General features: G+C 62.2%; 15 protein-coding genes and 5 pseudogenes. 13 read left to right on the top strand and 7 right to left on the bottom strand.

Annotation, left to right across the window (positions count from 1 at the left end; all coding sequences use genetic code 11):
- The first annotated feature begins 54 nt into the window (after positions 1–54).
- Complete coding sequence (locus HU230_RS40975; RefSeq protein WP_176533527.1) at positions 55–378, top strand: hypothetical protein; 324 nt, start codon at positions 55–57, stop codon at positions 376–378.
- A 229-nt stretch (positions 379–607) separates the two neighbouring features.
- Positions 608–892 carry a helix-turn-helix transcriptional regulator gene (locus HU230_RS44280; protein ID WP_176533528.1) on the top strand — a complete coding sequence of 95 codons (285 nt, stop codon included), beginning with the start codon at positions 608–610 and terminating at the stop codon, positions 890–892.
- A gap of 306 nt (positions 893–1,198) precedes the next feature.
- Here HU230_RS44280 and HU230_RS40970 read toward each other — a convergent pair whose 3' ends face one another.
- Both HU230_RS40970 and HU230_RS40960 read right to left on the bottom strand, forming a co-directional pair.
- On the bottom strand, positions 1,199–1,513 hold the full coding sequence (locus tag HU230_RS40970; protein ID WP_224924237.1) for a PLP-dependent aminotransferase family protein: 315 nt from the start codon (positions 1,511–1,513) through the stop codon (positions 1,199–1,201).
- 737 nt (positions 1,514–2,250) lie between these two features.
- Entirely contained in the window at positions 2,251–2,979 is a 729-nt protein-coding gene (locus HU230_RS40960; protein WP_224924236.1) for a GNAT family N-acetyltransferase, read from the bottom strand.
- 424 nt (positions 2,980–3,403) lie between these two features.
- Between HU230_RS40960 and HU230_RS40955 the strand changes: the two genes are divergently transcribed.
- The 4 genes and pseudogenes from HU230_RS40955 to HU230_RS40940 form a co-directional block, all read left to right on the top strand.
- Positions 3,404–3,718 carry a co-chaperone GroES gene (locus HU230_RS40955; protein WP_176533529.1) on the top strand — a complete coding sequence of 105 codons (315 nt, stop codon included), beginning with the start codon at positions 3,404–3,406 and terminating at the stop codon, positions 3,716–3,718.
- A 78-nt stretch (positions 3,719–3,796) separates the two neighbouring features.
- Complete coding sequence (gene groL / locus HU230_RS40950) at positions 3,797–5,437, top strand: chaperonin GroEL (RefSeq protein WP_176533530.1); 1,641 nt, start codon at positions 3,797–3,799, stop codon at positions 5,435–5,437.
- A 161-nt stretch (positions 5,438–5,598) separates the two neighbouring features.
- Positions 5,599–6,742 (top strand): annotated as a pseudogene (locus HU230_RS40945) (IS1380 family transposase); the annotation flags it as partial.
- Positions 6,743–6,992: 250 nt separating this feature from the next.
- Positions 6,993–7,383, top strand: a pseudogene (locus HU230_RS40940) (transposase); the annotation flags it as partial.
- A gap of 54 nt (positions 7,384–7,437) precedes the next feature.
- On the opposite strand, the pseudogene HU230_RS40935 reads toward HU230_RS40940, so the two are convergent.
- From HU230_RS40935 to HU230_RS40925, 3 genes and pseudogenes are all read right to left on the bottom strand, one after another.
- A pseudogene (locus HU230_RS40935) lies at positions 7,438–8,025 on the bottom strand (transposase); the annotation flags it as partial.
- Positions 8,026–8,244: 219 nt separating this feature from the next.
- Entirely contained in the window at positions 8,245–8,421 is a 177-nt protein-coding gene (gene tnpB, locus HU230_RS40930; protein WP_210284304.1) for an IS66 family insertion sequence element accessory protein TnpB, read from the bottom strand.
- A 44-nt stretch (positions 8,422–8,465) separates the two neighbouring features.
- On the bottom strand, positions 8,466–8,609 hold the full coding sequence (locus HU230_RS40925; protein WP_176533532.1) for a hypothetical protein: 144 nt from the start codon (positions 8,607–8,609) through the stop codon (positions 8,466–8,468).
- A 141-nt stretch (positions 8,610–8,750) separates the two neighbouring features.
- On the opposite strand from HU230_RS40925, the gene tnpA (HU230_RS40920) reads away from it, so the two are divergent.
- The 6 genes and pseudogenes from tnpA (HU230_RS40920) (at position 8,751) to tnpC (HU230_RS40895) (ending at position 13,020) form a co-directional block, all read left to right on the top strand.
- A complete protein-coding gene (gene tnpA, locus HU230_RS40920) occupies positions 8,751–9,176 on the top strand; it encodes an IS66-like element accessory protein TnpA (RefSeq protein WP_224924222.1) in 426 nt (141 codons plus the stop codon).
- Positions 9,173–9,529, top strand: coding sequence for an IS66 family insertion sequence element accessory protein TnpB (gene tnpB, locus HU230_RS40915; RefSeq protein ID WP_176529066.1), 357 nt, complete (start codon positions 9,173–9,175; stop codon positions 9,527–9,529). The genes tnpA (HU230_RS40920) and tnpB (HU230_RS40915) overlap by 4 nt, the downstream gene beginning before the upstream one ends.
- A gap of 122 nt (positions 9,530–9,651) precedes the next feature.
- Positions 9,652–10,464 (top strand): annotated as a pseudogene (gene tnpC / locus HU230_RS40910) (IS66 family transposase); the annotation flags it as partial.
- Positions 10,465–10,588: 124 nt separating this feature from the next.
- Positions 10,589–10,990 (top strand): IS66-like element accessory protein TnpA, encoded by a 402-nt coding sequence (gene tnpA / locus HU230_RS44275; RefSeq protein ID WP_166202958.1) that lies wholly within the window; start codon positions 10,589–10,591, stop codon positions 10,988–10,990.
- Positions 10,987–11,337: an IS66 family insertion sequence element accessory protein TnpB gene (gene tnpB / locus HU230_RS40900; RefSeq protein WP_166202960.1), complete on the top strand. Its 351-nt coding sequence runs from the start codon at positions 10,987–10,989 to the stop codon at positions 11,335–11,337. The genes tnpA (HU230_RS44275) and tnpB (HU230_RS40900) overlap by 4 nt, the downstream gene beginning before the upstream one ends.
- A 99-nt stretch (positions 11,338–11,436) precedes the next feature.
- Positions 11,437–13,020 (top strand): IS66 family transposase, encoded by a 1,584-nt coding sequence (tnpC, locus tag HU230_RS40895; protein ID WP_176535063.1) that lies wholly within the window; start codon positions 11,437–11,439, stop codon positions 13,018–13,020.
- On the opposite strand, the gene HU230_RS40890 is transcribed toward tnpC (HU230_RS40895), so the two are convergent.
- Positions 13,021–13,458 carry a hypothetical protein gene (locus HU230_RS40890; RefSeq protein ID WP_166202962.1) on the bottom strand — a complete coding sequence of 146 codons (438 nt, stop codon included), beginning with the start codon at positions 13,456–13,458 and terminating at the stop codon, positions 13,021–13,023.
- Between the two features lie 138 nt (positions 13,459–13,596).
- Here HU230_RS40890 and tnpC (HU230_RS40885) point away from each other — a divergent pair.
- Positions 13,597–14,271 (top strand): annotated as a pseudogene (gene tnpC / locus HU230_RS40885) (IS66 family transposase); the annotation flags it as partial.
- A 289-nt stretch (positions 14,272–14,560) separates the two neighbouring features.
- Here the strand turns inward: tnpC (HU230_RS40885) and HU230_RS40880 are convergent.
- Entirely contained in the window at positions 14,561–15,670 is a 1,110-nt protein-coding gene (locus HU230_RS40880) for an IS110 family RNA-guided transposase (RefSeq protein WP_173643979.1), read from the bottom strand.
- Between the last annotated feature and the right edge of the window lie 211 nt (positions 15,671–15,881).

Below are 15,881 nucleotides of genomic sequence, written 5' to 3'. Positions count from 1 at the left end.
GTTCCGTGGGATGCGGCATCCGTCGATCCACGGGCGTAACTGATTGATAGGACCTTGGTGCAGTGTTCCGCTTTTACTTTGAGTGCTTGGGATCCGCTATCGCAGACTCATCTGCATCAGACGCTCGCAAGTGACGGTTACTCCGAGAAGCTGCTCGATCACATCAATGATGATTTCGTCAAAGACAATCCTGCCTTCACCATTGCGCATCAGGATGATCCGCGCTCGCTCAGGTGGCGCGATTGTGAGCGAGACTGGCCCCTTTGGTTTCCCGAGACTCTGACGGCGCGCGAATTTCTCATTCCATCGGGCCTCCACGAGGGCTCGACGATGTGCTTGCGGTTGTCGGACTGCCGCTACGTCGGTGCTTTCCAATGAAGTGGACTACGTCAGCGGGGGCAACGGATGAGCCCAAGGACATCACTCAGCGATTTCGTCCCATTCTGGCCGAGGTCTCCGACCGGCTGAGAACGCCCCCTCTACTCGCAGAAGGCGTGGCTCCTAACTCGTTTGCGTTGGTGATTTCTTCAAGTGGCGCCGCTTTCAACTTGCTGGCACGTGCAGCGGGTCGACAGCTGGGCGACGGGGGTGCAAACTGCTCGCGGAGATGCTTAGGCCCTGGACCCCGCGACGCTTCCTGTGGAGCGATGACAGCGGCCAATGCCATCACGTCTCAACCTTGCCAGCATACCATGGTCGTGGTCACCGAGGAGCAGATTCGTGGCCATACGATCTCTCGCTCAGAGAGATCCAAGTGTTGCATCTGGTTGCAACCGGCGCGTCAAACCCGCAAATCGCACAGCAGCTGTTCGTCTCGCCGCGCACGGACCGATCGTCAGATCGAGCGCGCCTGAAACGCATTTTGCCGACTGCATCGCCCGCTTGCAAATAGGGGGCCGACTGAAGTTGCTTATGGCTCTCTCAGCCCACGAATACAAGCGAGAACACGCTGCTCCAGGGCGCGTATTGCCAAGGCGTTGCCATCTTTCACCATACACGAGGGAGGAACTCCCGCAGCACAGTTGAATCGGCGTGGGTGGAGCGAGCGTCGACGACGGATCGGGCCAATGCGGGCCGACCCTCAGCTGCGTTGGCATCGCCGCAGATTGCAACCGTTCAACGCAGAACACGCATTCGCCCGAGGGCACCAAAATCCCGCGTGCAAAGCAGCACAGCGGTGTCAGCTCGAGGACGATTATCAGCCGCTGTTGCTCACTGCCTCAATAAGCGCGTCGATTTGACTCTTGGTCGTCCCTGACGCAACGACTAAATGGCCTACGTCCTGAGCCGCAATTTGCCATTTAGCCTTGATACACTCCTCGACAGCAGGAAAGACGACCGTAAGCGCATTAGGATTACGCCAGGCGCTGACGCCTCGGGCATTGAGTTCCCTGGCTGCATAGGCGGCGAGCTGTTCACATTCAACAAACATTTGTTTGATGCCCTCGACACCCAGACGACGGATCGCATACCAAAGGATGATCGGTGTATAGGCATTACGCGAGCCACTCAAGGTTGCGTCGAAGCTCCCGATGTAATCGATAGAACGCTCGATACGCTGAGCATGAATTTTACGCTAGAGAACGATACCGCAGGGCCTTGGCGCGCCAAGGCACTTATGTCCGCTGACCGTAATCGAGTCCGCTCCATCCGCGAATCGAATGCGGGCCTCGGGCTCAAGAGAGCCGCGTATGCCCCGCATAGTGCCGCGTCGGAGTGAACGTAGATAGCGTCAATACCGACATCGCGAAGCACGGCGCGTATCTTGAGCGTATCGTCCCTGCCTTCCTTCATGGTGGTGCCTCTGTTTGCCACCACGACGGCGGGCCTTTTGCGATCACGAGCCGCTTCCTGCGCCAGATGGTCATAGCTAATCTCTCCATTTGGCTGCGAACGAACCACGCGGTGCTCAACCCCGAGCAGAGCTCACGCTGTAATGAGTATCAGACGAGAAATACGTCACAGCATCCGGATAGAGCTCACGTGTTACCTTCCGTCCCTCCGTTGGTGAGGTAGCCCCGAAATTCCCGCGGTGCTCGAAACAGCTCGGCGAAGAATTCGATAACTTGCCGTTCCAGGGTATGCGAGTTGACGCGATAGGTTCCTGGTTCGAACGGGGCTCCAAGGTTGTTGCCTGTGAACTTCAAGAAGCGCCATAAGGGTCCATAGTCGATCCCCTCGCGAACGGGTATCTCAGAAAGCATTCATTTGTCTCCTGCTCGAGGAGAACAGTTCGTCCACTTTTTTGATTTACTGGGATTGCAACATGACGAGCGCGTCTTGCAGGGGCCGAACTCGGCGGCCCTGCGATCTATTCGGATCCTGATTCATGGGTAGAACAAAGCTCCTGCCCGGCCCGGCCCGCGCGTACGGTCCATCAAGGGTGACGGCGCACCATCGGGAAAATGGGCGGCGAACTGCCGACCTGAACCTCACCCCGATCTTCCATCCCAGCCGCTCATATAGACGTGCCGGCCCGAGACTGGTGGCCTCGTTGAATGCCAAGCCTTTCGCCTCGTCCGGGATTGCAAGGCCGTATTGGAAAAGACGGCCGCCCCGGCCCGATCCTTGATGCATGGGATCGATGCCCAGCATGGTGAAATACCAGTGTGGCTCCTCGGGGTGATACTTGCCGAACTCCTCGAACAGCCTTTCGGTTTCCGTTCGTCGGTCCTCTGGAACACTGCCGAGCAAATATTCCATCATGCGCTTGTCATTACGGTGCGCTTTGTCGGTTAACCACAACAACGCACCTTTCTGGCCGTCTTCGAGATACGCGCCACTTCCATCGAAGTAGGGATCGCCGGCGTAGTATTCCAGGAAGCCGGCGAAATGGCGTAAGTAGCGCTCCGGTTCTGGATATAGCCATCTTAGCAGCAGGCAGGTCGTAAAGGCTGTCGCCAGAACGGCAATGACCTTCGGACGGTCGGCAGGGCCGACGATCTTGATAGACCCGTTCTCTTTTGACGCGGACTGCATGATTGCTCCTTCCAAATCCGTCCAAGCGGCTTCGATGCCAAAGCCCAACAGCGCAGAGCCGCGGAGAAGCCGCGGAGAAGCCGCGGATCACGAGGGTTGGCACTCGAGTGCACTGCCAATCGTGAGCCTGCATGCATCGGACTCCTCTGACCAGCCTGACTTGCCGCGCCCCAAGCCTGCATGATTTAGGCCAAGGCGTGACGATCGATGCTGGTGCTTTGACGAGATGCAATGTCACTTTCACGACAGCTTGACGGGCTGAGTACGCCAGCGCGTTTGCTTCCGGACGAACATACGCGCAAGTGTACGATTTAGCAGAACTGCAGGCAGGATCAATCAGCTCATCTTTGGCCTGCCTCTTGCTATAAAGGCGCTGTTCGCAATGTGCCTATCTCCAACCCGTTCAAATGCTCAGGAGGCCCGCATGAATTTCCGTCCGCTTCACGATCGCGTCGTGGTCAAACGCATCGACGCAGAAGAGAAGACCGCTGGCGGTATCATCATTCCCGACACAGCCAAGGAAAAGCCCTCGCAAGGCGAAGTTATCGCCGTTGGCCCGGGTGGCCGTGACGAGACCGGCAAGCTGATCCCGATCGACGTGCAGGTCGGCGACCGCGTGCTGTTCGGCAAGTGGTCGGGCACCGAGGTCAAGATCGACAGCCAAGAGCTATTGATCATGAAGGAAAGCGATGTCATGGGCGTTCTTACCGACGTGTTCTCAAAAAAGAAGGCCGCCTAGTTCGTCGTTCACACTGCTTATCCCCGAAGAGTGCCGGCCGGGCGCCCCGAAGGTCGAAATACAACTGAAGGAATCATTATGTCAGCCAAAGAGGTCAAATTCGGCGTAGAAGCGCGCGATCGCATGCTTCGGGGTATCGATATCCTCGCGAACGCCGTTCAGGTCACGCTCGGTCCGAAGGGCCGCAACGTGGTGCTCGACAAATCGTTCGGCGCTCCGCGCATCACCAAGGATGGGGTCGCGGTCGTCAAGGAGGTGGAGCTGGAGGACAAGTTCGAGAATATGGGCGCCCAGATGGTGCGCGAAGTCGCCGCCAAAGCCGCTGACGCGGCCGGAGATGGCACCACGACCGCGACCGTGCTTGCGGCTGCCATCGTGCGTGAAGGCGCCAAGTCGGTTGCGGCCGGCATGAACCCGATGGACCTGAAGCGCGGTATCGACCTCGCGGTCGAAGCCGTCGTTGCGGACCTCCAGAAGAACTCGAAGAAGGTCACCTCGAACGAGGAGATCGCCCAGGTCGGCACCATTTCGGCCAACGGCGATGCCGAGATCGGCAAGTTCCTCGCCGACGCCATGAAGAAGGTCGGCAACGAGGGCGTGATCACGGTCGAGGAAGCCAAGTCGCTCGAGACCGAGCTCGACGTCGTCGAGGGCATGCAGTTCGACCGCGGCTACATCTCGCCCTACTTCGTCACCAACGCCGACAAGATGCGCGTTGAGATGGACGACGCCTACATCCTCATCAACGAGAAGAAGCTCTCCTCGCTGAACGAGCTGCTGCCGCTGCTCGAGGCCGTGGTGCAGACCGGCAAGCCGCTGGTGATCGTCGCTGAAGACGTCGAAGGCGAAGCGCTCGCCACCCTCGTCGTCAACCGCCTGCGTGGCGGCCTGAAGGTCGCGGCCGTCAAGGCTCCGGGCTTCGGCGATCGTCGCAAGGCCATGCTGCAGGACATCGCGATCCTGACCGGCGGCCAGGCCATCTCGGAAGACCTCGGCATCAAGCTCGAGAATGTCACGCTGCAGATGCTCGGCCGCGCCAAGAAGGTGATGATCGAGAAGGAGAACACCACGATCGTCAACGGCGCCGGCAAGAAGGCCGACATCGACGCCTGGATTGCCCAGATCAAAGCGCAGATCGAGGAGACCACCTCGGACTACGACCGTGAGAAGCTGCAGGAGCGTCTCGCCAAGCTCGCAGGCGGCGTCGCGGTGATCCGCGTCGGCGGCGCGACCGAGGTCGAGGTGAAGGAGCGCAAGGATCGCGTTGATGACGCGATGCATGCGACCCGTGCGGCTGTCGAGGAAGGCATCGTCCCGGGCGGCGGCGTCGCCCTGCTCCGAGCGTCCGGGCAACTCAAGGGCCTGAGCACCAAGAACGACGACCAGAAGACCGGCGTCGAGATCGTGCGCAAGGCGCTGTCCTGGCCTGCCCGCCAGATCGCGATCAATGCTGGCGAAGACGGCTCGGTCGTGGTCGGCAAAGTGCTTGAGAAGGATCAATATTCTTTCGGCTTCGATGCGCAGACCGGCGAATACAGCAATCTTGTCTCCAAGGGCATCATCGACCCGACCAAGGTCGTGCGCATCGCAGTTCAGAACGCCGCCTCGGTTGCTGCACTCCTGATTACCACGGAAGCGATGGTCGCCGAGCTGCCGAAGAAGGCTGCGGCCGGGCCCGCAATGCCCCCGGGCGGGGGCATGGGCGGCATGGACTTCTGATCCAGCCTCTCTCGGCAGCCATGACTGGCAGAACCCTGGCAGCAATGCCGGGGTTCTTGCGCCTTCGGTCGGGCTTGCAATGATCCTCAGCCCTTGCGAGCTTCGAACTGGATCGGCAGCTTGCGCCGAGATACTCAAGATCAATTGGGGACGCTTTTGAGTCGCTGCGCGATCCGACGCGGGTCGTGCACAGCCTTGTCGATATGTTCCGCGCGCGCATGTTCGCGATCTGCTGCGGCTACGAGGACGCCGACGACCTCGATCATCTGCGGTCCGATCCCGCATTCAAGCTGGCCTGCGGACGGCTGCCGGACACGGGTCGCGATCTGTGTTCCCAACCGACGCTGTCGCGGCTGGAGAATGCTCCGCGCCTTCGACGCATGGATGGATAGCTACCCGCGCGAGCCGGCATCCGTCACGCTCGACATCGATGATACCTGCGATGTCGTCCACGGCCATCAGCAGCTCTCGCTGTTCAACGCTCATTATGACGAACGCTGCTTCCTGCCGATCCACGTCTACGACACGGAGAAGAGCCGGCCCGTGGCGGTCGTGCTGCGGCCCGGCAAGACGCCGGGCGGCGTCGAGGTGCGTGCCCATCTGCGCCGCCTGATACGGCATATCCGGACGCGGTGGCACAACACGCGAATTACGTTCCGTGGCGACGGGCGCTATGCCCGGCCGGAGGCAATGGCGTGGTGCGAGACCAACGGCATCGACTACATCTTCGGTCTGTCCGGCACCAAGCCGCTCGCCAGAAAAGTCGACGAGGCCGCCGACGGCATCCGCACGCGACGCGCCATCGAGAACCTGCCGGTTCTGCGTGGCTATACCGAGATGCGCCACAAGGCAAAGTCCTGGGATCGCGAACGACGTACCGTCGCCCGTATTGAGGCGACGATGCTCGGCCTCGACATCCGTTTCGTCGTCACCAGCCTCGATGTCGGCTCGGCCGAGTGGATCTACGACAGCCTGTATTGCGCGCGCGGCCAAGCCGAGAATCTGATCAAGCTGCATAAGACGCAGCTCGCCTCCGATCGCACCAGCTGCCGTTCGGCGCTCGCCAATCAAGTCCGCCTCGTTCTCGACACCGCCGCTTATTGGCTGATGCTGACCGTGCGCGACGCGATTCCCAAAGCCCGGGAATTGGCCACAGCCGAGTTCGCGACGCTGCGTCTTCGTCTCTTGAAACTCGCTGCCCGTGTCGTCGAGACCACGAGCCGCATTCACCTTGCGTTTGCCGCGGCATGTCCCGAAGCCGACCTGATCCGCGGCTTGCCAGGCGCGCTGCTGCCGCTCGGTCCTTGGCCGGCGGGGCGTCCGCCCCCGTTCGCCCAACCCATCCCTCAAGCGCGTTGCAAAGTACCGGTCGTCAGGCGGTGAAAGGCCGAAGGCAATCCCGCGCGCCTCGTCAGAGCAGATGTGCGGCCACATCAATCGGACCAAAAAAAACGCACTCTCACGAATAGGACGGGCTAGCAGGCTGTTGAAAAAGGTGCTCGCCGCCGACCAGCGACCGTGATTCATTGGCTCCGACGAGATTCGGAGATGGTGCGTGCGCGGCGGCGACAATCGAACGGGCGAGCTGTTCAGCTACGTTGATCTGGAGGCGGGTGCGGCGTGACCATCCGCTGCGAGCGATCCGGACGATCGCGAACGAGGCGCTGTCGACGCTGGAGCGCGAGTTTGCCGCGCTCTCTTCGCCGATTTGGCGGCCGTCGATCCAGCCGGAGAAGTTGCTGCGGGCGATGCTGTTGCAAGCGATCCGCTCGGAGCGGCTTTTGATCGAACGGCTGGAATACGACCTGCTGTTCCGCTGGTTCGTCGGAATTGGCGTCGACGACGGAGCCTGGGACCATTCGGTGTTCTCGAAAAACCGCGACCGGTTGCCGGAAGGCGACATCGCGGCCAAGTTCCTCGCGGCGGTGCTGGCGCAGCCCAAGGTGTAGAAGCTGCTGTCGAGCGATCACTTCTCGGTCGATGGCACGCTGATCAGCGGAGGTAAAGGCCCATCCGACGCGTTCATGGCCAGGGAAGCGGGTCTTCTCTTGCCCGGCGACCGTCTTGATCCAGCCGAATGCCTCCTCGATCCGCTTGCGGATGCGCTGGCTGGCGGCATAGCCCCCGTGCCGGGTCGTTCGCCCGTCGATCGCAGAGCTGCGGCCGCTGGTGTTCTGCGCAACATGCGGCGTCACGTTCATCGAGCGCAGCTCGTTGATGAAGTCTTCTGCGTCGTAGGCTTTGTCGGCGCCAAGCGTGATCGCTGTCGGCCGGTCGGCACGCGGTTCGATCAGGTGCAGCGCGGCCACCCGTTCGGCATGCCCGTCGGCCCGCGTCAGGCAGGCGTCGACCAGCAGGCCGTGGCGGTTCTCCATCAGCCCATGCCCGATGAAGCACAGCTTCGTTTCGTTGCCCTTTCCCTTGCGGTAAAGCCTGGCATCCCGATCGGTGGTCGAAGCATGGGTGCCGTTCGAGCGCTTCTGGCCATGGAAGTCCGCTTCGGCGTTGCGCCCGCCGCCTCGCGCCGGCGGCGCGCCAGAGCCATCCTTCGGCTTCACGCTCTTCATCGAGGCCCAGGCCTCGATCAGCGCCGCCGCCTACAATCTGGTGCGGCTGCCCAAGCTGATCGCGGAGGCCGCTGATGGCCAAGGTGCCCGGCTTCGCCAAGGCCTTTGCTGGCCGTTGGCGCATCGTCGAAATGGACAACTGGGACGGCGACTTCCTCGGTACGCCTACGACGAAGGCCGCCTGATCGCCGTGTGCGCGCGCGGGCACGGCGAGCTATATGTGATGGCGTTGGGTGAAGGTCAGGCGGCTTGCTGATCGTCGGATTTGCCGGCTTGTGGCGCAGAAGCTTCCATTCCCAGGGCAGCAGTTCGTGCAATGCGCCCCCGGAAGACGAACAAATGACCGCTGAGCGGATCCTTGCGCAGCACCTCTTGCTCCTGGAGTGCCAACGACGGAAAGCCCCGGCGCATATCCATGTGGCCTGTCGCGAGCCACACTCGCGCGCCTGTCGGAACCGGGATCATCGGTGGGCCAAAGCATCGAGAACGCGACGTAGCGCGTCTCCATCAACGTCGCCATCGACCCGGATGCGATGCCCGCTATCAAGATCGATCTCGATGATGCCGTCGCTCTTGCGTCGCCGCGCCGTCGTCGTCAACGGCACTTCGGCCAGCTCCCGCGGTGACGCAGGGTAAGCGCTGTTCAGCGGCCACCTTCCGGATGACGGGGTGATCTGCGAGTCTGCGGTTCGGTTTGGACCGTTAGGCTTAGAATGGACACAGAGCATAGTGCTATCACGGAGCCGGTGCGGCGGCTTGAAGTCTTCACCGGAGCCGGCCGTCGGCGGAAGTGGAGCGATGGGGACAAGGCGCGGATCGTTGCGGAGATCGTGGCGAGCGGCGACTCGGTCTGTTCGGTAGCCCGACGGCATGGATTGTCACCGCAGCAGTTGTTTGGCTGGCGACGTCAGTTGCGAGAAGCAGCAGGCGGTCATTCCGCAATAGAAGAAGTACAGTTTGTGCCGGCGGTGGTGGATGCCGCGGTGCCGGCGCCCGCTGTTGACCGGGAGCGCAAAGCGGTGCGCTGCAAGGCCAAAGCGGATACCCGGGCTCGCCGTTGCGATGCCGGGATTATCGAGATCGAAGTCGACGGCATCATGATCCGGGCCGGTCGTGGTGCGGATACGACGATGGTTGCGTCGATTGTCCAGGCGCTGAAGGCGAGCCGGTGATCGGTCCGTCGGGTGCGGTCCGGGTGATGGTGGCGACCAAGCCGGTGGACTTCCGTAAGGGGATGGAAGGGCTCGCGACCCTGGTGCGCGAGAGCATGCGGGCAGATCCATTCTCGGGAGCTGTCTATGTGTTCCGGGCCAAGCGGGCGGATCGGATCAAGCTGGTGTTCTGGGACGGAACGGGTCTGTGCCTGTTCGCCAAGAGGCTCGAGGATGGGATCTTCCGCTGGCCGAAGATCGAGGACGGCGTGATGCGCCTGTCGGCGGCGCAATTGTCGGCGCTGCTGGAAGGGCTCGACTGGCGGCTTGTGCATGAGGCGCGGGAGACGTCGACGCCAACGCAGGCCGGATAGCTGTTGGCAGCGCTGCGGCGAAATGAATCAGGAGCGTCGGACGCGTCGCCAGATGGCGGCGAATATGCTCTGAATTGGGTGTGAGCGACGCCCTGCCTGACGATCCCGAGACGCTGAAAGCGATGCTGCTTGCCGAACGATGCGAGAGCGAACGGCTGCGTCAGATCATCAAGGAATTGCAGCGGCATCGGTTTGGCCGGCGGGCAGAGACGCTGCCTGAAGATCAGATGCTGCTGGGCTTGGAAGACGTCGAGCAGGTTGCCGCATACAACGAGACGGCACAGGACGTGAGCGCACCTGAAGGCCGTGAGGCGCGGGCTCGCACGCGCCGCGGCAACCGTGGCGCCTTGCCGATGCACCTGCCGCGGATCGAGGTCGTCGTCGACATCGAGGGCAAGACCTGTCCCTGTTGCCAGGGCGAGTTGCACCGGATCGGCGAGGATAGAAGCGAGCGGCTGGACCTGGTCCCGGCGCAGTTCCGGATCCTCGTGACCCGGCGTCCCAAATACGCCTGCCGGGCTTGCGAGGACGGGGTCATGCAGGCGCCGGCCCCGATTAGGCTGATCGAGGGCGGATTGCCGACCGAGGCCACCGTCGCCCACGTCCTGGTCTCCAAATATGCCGATCACCTGCCGCTCTACCGGCAGGCGCAGATTTACGCCCGCCAGGGCATTGAGCTCGATCGTTCGACGCTGGCGGACTGGGTAGGACAAGCTGCCTTCCACCTGCGTCCGCTGCATGACCGTCTGCTCGGCAAGCTCAGGCAACGGCCAAAGCTGTTCGCCGACGAGACGACGATGCCGGTGCTCGATCCCGGCCGCGGACGCACCAAGACCGGTCAGCTCTGGGCCTATGCAGCGGACGACCGGCCGTGGGGCGGTGCCGATCCGCCGGGCGTTGCCTATGTCTATGCCCCCGATCGCAAAGCCGATCGTGAGCGTCATGCGGAGACCACGCGCTGAGGGTTGATCTGGTCGGCTAGGAAGATCTCGCGGAATGGTGTGTCGCGAGGTCACAATGTCAAAGGATAGTCGTAAGGATAGCGATAAGGATAGGCATATGCCTATCCTCGAACACGGCGCCGACACGCTGCAGCGTGTCGAGATCATCACCGGGACGGGCCGACGTCGGCGCTGGTCGACCGATGCGAAGGCGGCGATTGTTGCGGAGAGTTTTGCGCCGGGTGCAAGCGTGTCCGCAGTGGCGCGGCGACACGACATCAGTCCAAGCCTGTTGTTTCTCTGGCGTCGCCAGGCTACGCGGGCGCAGGTCGCGGAGCGCGGGGACAGAGGCATGCCACCTGGCTTTGTGCCGGTCGCGATCACCGGCTGTGGGCGCCCGAGTGAGGAGCAGGCGGCGATCGAGATCGAGGTCGGCGCGATTCGCATCCGTGTCAGGGGGACAGTGGACCGGGAGGCACTGTGCGAGGTGCTGGCGGCGGTCGGGACGGTTGGTCGATGATCGGGCTTCGAGCTGGGTTGTCGATCTGGATTGCGACGCAGCCGGTCGATTTCCGCCGCGGCATGGACTCGCTGGCGATGCTGGTGAGCGAGGCCTTTGGAGCCGATCCGTTCGACGGCGGACTTTATGTCTTCCGCTCCAAGCGCCGAGATCGCGTGAAGATCCTGACTTGGGATGGAAGCGGCCTTGTCCTTTACTACAAAAGAATCGAGGGGCAGTTCACCTGGCCGCCGATCAAGGAAGGCGTCATGTCGCTATCTCATGCTCAGCTCTCGGTGCTGCTCGATGGCTCGGACTGGAAGCGTGTGCCGATGCGAGTTGTGGATCAGCCGATGCGAGCTGGTTGATCATTATCAAGAGTCGTTCGTCACTCATGCGGAGTTGTTGTAGAATCGCTCTGCATGAGTGATTTGCCTTCCGATCCAGCATTGCTCCGACAAGCCGTGATGACGCTATCGTCACGGCTTGCGGCGTTGTCGGAGGAATGCAGCACGCTGGCGACCGAGCGTGATGCAGCGATCGCCCAACGCGACGCTGCGATCCAGGAGAACGACAAGCTCCTGATGATCCTGTCCCAGTACAAGCGCACGATCTTCGGTCCGCGCTCCGAGACACTGGATATCGGACAGCTGTCTCTCTTCACCATCAGGGCACAGGCGGTTCGTGCCGCCGCCAACGACGACGTGACCGGAGGCAGGCTGCCTGACGGAGCGGAGGGCCGTGGAAAGCGACCGGCGCGACGCAACCGGGGGAAGCTTCCGGAGCATTTGCCGCGCATCGATGTCGTGATCGATATCGAGAGCCACATCTGCCCTTGCTGCGGCGAGCAGCTGCACAAGATCGGGGAGACCGTCAAGGAAGCCTTCGACGTCATTCCGATGCAGTACCGGGTCAAGCGCATCATGCGTCCACGGTACGGCTGCCGGGGATGCCGCCAGGGTGTTCTGCAGGCACCCGCGCCGGCCCAGGCGATCGACGGTGGAATGGTGACGGAAGCCTTGCTGGCCCACGTCGCGGTGATGAAATACGGCTACCAGCTGCCGCTGTATCGCCAGGAACAGATGTTTGCCGCCCAAGGCATCACGCTCGACCGGCAAACGCTGGCCTCGTGGATGGGCCGCGTCGCCTGGTGGCTGAAGCCGCTTCACGCGCTGTTGCGCCGCGCAGTGATGTCCTACCCGCGGCTGTTTGCCGACGAGACGCCGCTGCCAGTTCTCGATCCCGGCCGTGGCAGAACCAAAGTCTGCCAGTTCTGGGCGATCGCCACCGACGACCGCCCGTGGGGCGGCCCGGCGCCGCCGGCAGTAGTCTACGTGTTCGCCGAGGATCGCAAGGCAATCCGCGCCAGGCAGCTGTTTGGAGACTACGACGGCATCCTGCAGGTCGACGGCTACGCCGGGTACAAGGGGCTGATTAAAAACGGCGGCCGTCTGGTGCAACTGGCGTTCTGCTTCGCGCATGCGCGGCGGAAGTTCTGGGACGTCCACATCGCGACGAAATCGCCGATTGCCGCGGAAGCGCTGCAGCGGATCGCGATGTTCTACGCCATTGAGGATCGCATTCGCGGTTTGCCGGCGACGCAGCGAGCTGCGGTGCGACAATCCGACACCAGACCGCTGATCGAGGACTTCAAGCCCTGGCTCGAGGCGCGACTGCTGGAAGTCTCAAAGAAATCCGGCCTTGGCAAGGCGATCCGCTACACCCTCAACCATTGGGATGGCCTGACGCGATTCATCGATGATGGGCGCATCGAGATCGACAGCAATACGGTCGAACGCAGCATCAAGCCGATCGGGCTGGGAAAGAAAAACTATCTGTTCGCAGGCAGTGAGGGCGGCGCCGAAACCTGGGCCACTCTCGCATCACTCATCAACTCCGCAAAGCTTCACGACATCGACCCACGGCACTATCTTACTGATGTTCTCGAGCGCATCGTCTCCGGACGTACCAAGATCAATCAGCTGAACACGCTGCTGCCGTGGAATTGGAAAGCCGAGCGCGATGGTTCGGAGCCAAAGCTCGCCGCTTGATCAGTTCGACGGCACGGCGTCGGGAACTTCCTGCGCATCGCTGGCGTCGTCGTAGATCTCTTCGCGGATCACGCGCAGCGTTACCTCGTGCAGATACACTTGCAGAGCACCCTCCAGCTCGGTGAACTCGGGCAGCAGGACTCTATCAACGAAGCCCCGTGACGCACGGACCATCACCGTGTTACGTCGCTGTCGGCGATAACGAAACGGCCGCAGCCCATATCGGCGGCAAAGCGCCAGAAACAGGTGCCGAGACCACTGGTCGGGAAGTGAGAATTGCTGTTCGATCGGTGGATCGTGGCGAGCAAGTTCCTCGACCCGGGCCCGCACCCGCTGCAGCGCGGCTTCCGCTGCAAGGCGCTCACCAGCAGTTCCGGCCCCCACGAACAACGCCTCGATCTTCCGAAGCTTCTCGCGCAGCTGCGACTCGCTGGTCATTCTGATCCCCGTTGCCCGCTCCGAACCGGGATCAACCCATCACCGCGCGCCGGCGGCGTCAATCATCCCGACCGCGCTATCCAGAGCATTCCGCGCAAGTCAAGCCCTGGCACCCGTGATCCTCTCGTGACGCTCACAGCCGATCGGCCGATCGCCCATCTCGCAGGCTTCGAAGGGATCCTGCAGGTCGATGGCTATGCCGGCTATGGCAAGCTCGCCGAGCGTGGCGATGTCCAACTTGCATTCTGCTGGTCGCACATGCGACGTAACTTCTACGAACTTGCCACACCCGGTCCCGCGCCCATTGCCAGCGAGGCGCTCAAGCATATCGCCGAGTTCTACGCCATCGAAAGGGACATCCGTGGTCGCGGCGCCGAGGAGCGCCGTCTCGTTCGGCAGCAGAAAATCCGGCCGCTGGCGGAAGCCTTCGAGCGATGGCTCCGCGCAAAGCTCGCGTTGATCAGCCAAAAGGGCAAGTTGGCCGACGCCATTCGCTATGCGCTCTCACGCTGGGAGGGCCTGACGCGCTTCATCAATGACGGCCGCATCGAGCTCGACAACAACGTCGTCGAGCGCTCGATCCGTCCGATCACGCTGAACCGGAAAAATGCGCTGTTCGCAGGCTCCGACGGCGGCGCCGAGCACTGGGCCACCATCGCCTCCCTGGTCGAAACCTGTAAGCTGAACGACGTCGATCCGCTCGCTTACCTGACCGACGCCCTCACCAGGATCGTCAACGGCCATCCAAACAGCGACATCGATCAGCTGCTTCCGTGGGCCTATTGTCGTCAAGACCTCAAAGCTGTGGCCTGAGAACGACGCTCTGATGTCCGCTGTCAAGGATTAGAACGCAGAGCACCGCCCCGATCGTCGTCGATCGGCTATTCATAGAGATGGTCGTGCATAGGTGGAGGCGGAACCGAAGGACGTCGGTGATCAAGCTCTGATGCGCGGGTTGGCTACCGCATTCCCGATTGTGCGTCCGAGGTCTGCTCCTATCTTACTGCGGGCGTCGGCGCTCTTGCCGGCCACAAAGCGTCTGACGGGCATTCCCTCTGCCGTGGTCCCGCCTCCGCCCATGCACGATGATAAGGGCGCTCGATCAGGCTGTCTGCACTTGCCTGGCAACCGCCCACATGAACCCCACCAGTTCACGGGCGATAGCGGTGCAGACCACCGTCGTTCGTTTGCCGCGCGCCGCCAGCTTCCGGTACCGGGCCGTCAAGCGGCTCTGCGCCTTCCAAGCAATCTCTCGCACTGCTGGCGACGTCTGTTCGAGCCGGTATAGTTTTGTCTTGCCGATCTTCGGCGGGTGTCGATATGTCCAGGCGCTTTCGACCAACATGTGGCGAACACGGCCGTTGCCGGCCTTGGTGATGCCGCCACGTCTGACAGCCTCTCCCGTCGATCGCTCGCTTGGCACCAGACCGAGGTAACCCATAAGTTGACGTGGGCCCTCAAAACGGCTCACGTCACCGACCTCGGTTGCGAATGTCACTGCGACGACCAGATCGACGCCGCGCAATGTTTGAAGCGCCCGCACGAGCGGCTCCAGAGACCAGGTCGAGACGAACTCTTCGATCGTGCGCTCGAGCCGGTCGACCCGGTCCCTGGCGACGCGAACTGCTTCGACCATTTCTTGTAGCGCGATCTGATGTGCGGGGTGGTCGAACTGTTGTTCCTGGAGCCAACGCAAATAGCGCATCGTCCAGCCCTTTTTGCGGGGATAGGTGCGGCCATGCTTGAGCATGAAGGCGCTCACCTGCTGCCGGTGGATGCGCAGCGTCTCAACCGCTGCCGATCGAGCGCGAACGAGGTCGCGCATCGCTTCGTGACCTTCATCGGGAACCCATACCGCCGTCAGCTCGCCGGCGCGTAGCAGCCGCGCGAGAGAAACGGCGTCCCGGCGGTTCGTCTTCACACGATCACCCGGCTTCCTTGGGATCAGCGACGGCGCCACCACCGTGCATTGGTGGCCGAGCGACCGGATCAGGCGATAAAGACCATAGCCAGTCGGGCCGGCTTCGTAACAGAAGTGGACGCGGTCAAACCGGTTGGCGATCCGCCCTAAGACGCGGCGCATGTTGGTGGCCGAAGCATCAACCTCGCCGAAGAACCGAACCTCCCCCTCCCGGCCTGCATCCGCAATCGCGACGGCATTTCTCAGCTTGGCCACATCGATTCCGACGAATGCTTCCCTATAATCTGCCACGGCTCGTCCTCCTGTGATGAGGATCGGCTCGGTTCGCCCGAGCAACCCTCGGACGCGCAGTGTAGGGCGAGCCACCTCATCGGTAGAGGCGGACATACGGTCTTACGACGCAGGCGGCCCAATCTCGACTGGAACAAACGGAGCCATGCTCGCTTCGCCGTGCTTGCAGAGCTCCTTCCGTCCTCGAAATCGTCATAGCGCTTCTCCTAGG

The organism is Bradyrhizobium quebecense, from assembly GCF_013373795.3.
In the GTDB taxonomy this organism is placed as follows: domain Bacteria; phylum Pseudomonadota; class Alphaproteobacteria; order Rhizobiales; family Xanthobacteraceae; genus Bradyrhizobium; species Bradyrhizobium quebecense.
This window is presented reverse-complemented; position numbering and strand designations above follow the sequence as displayed.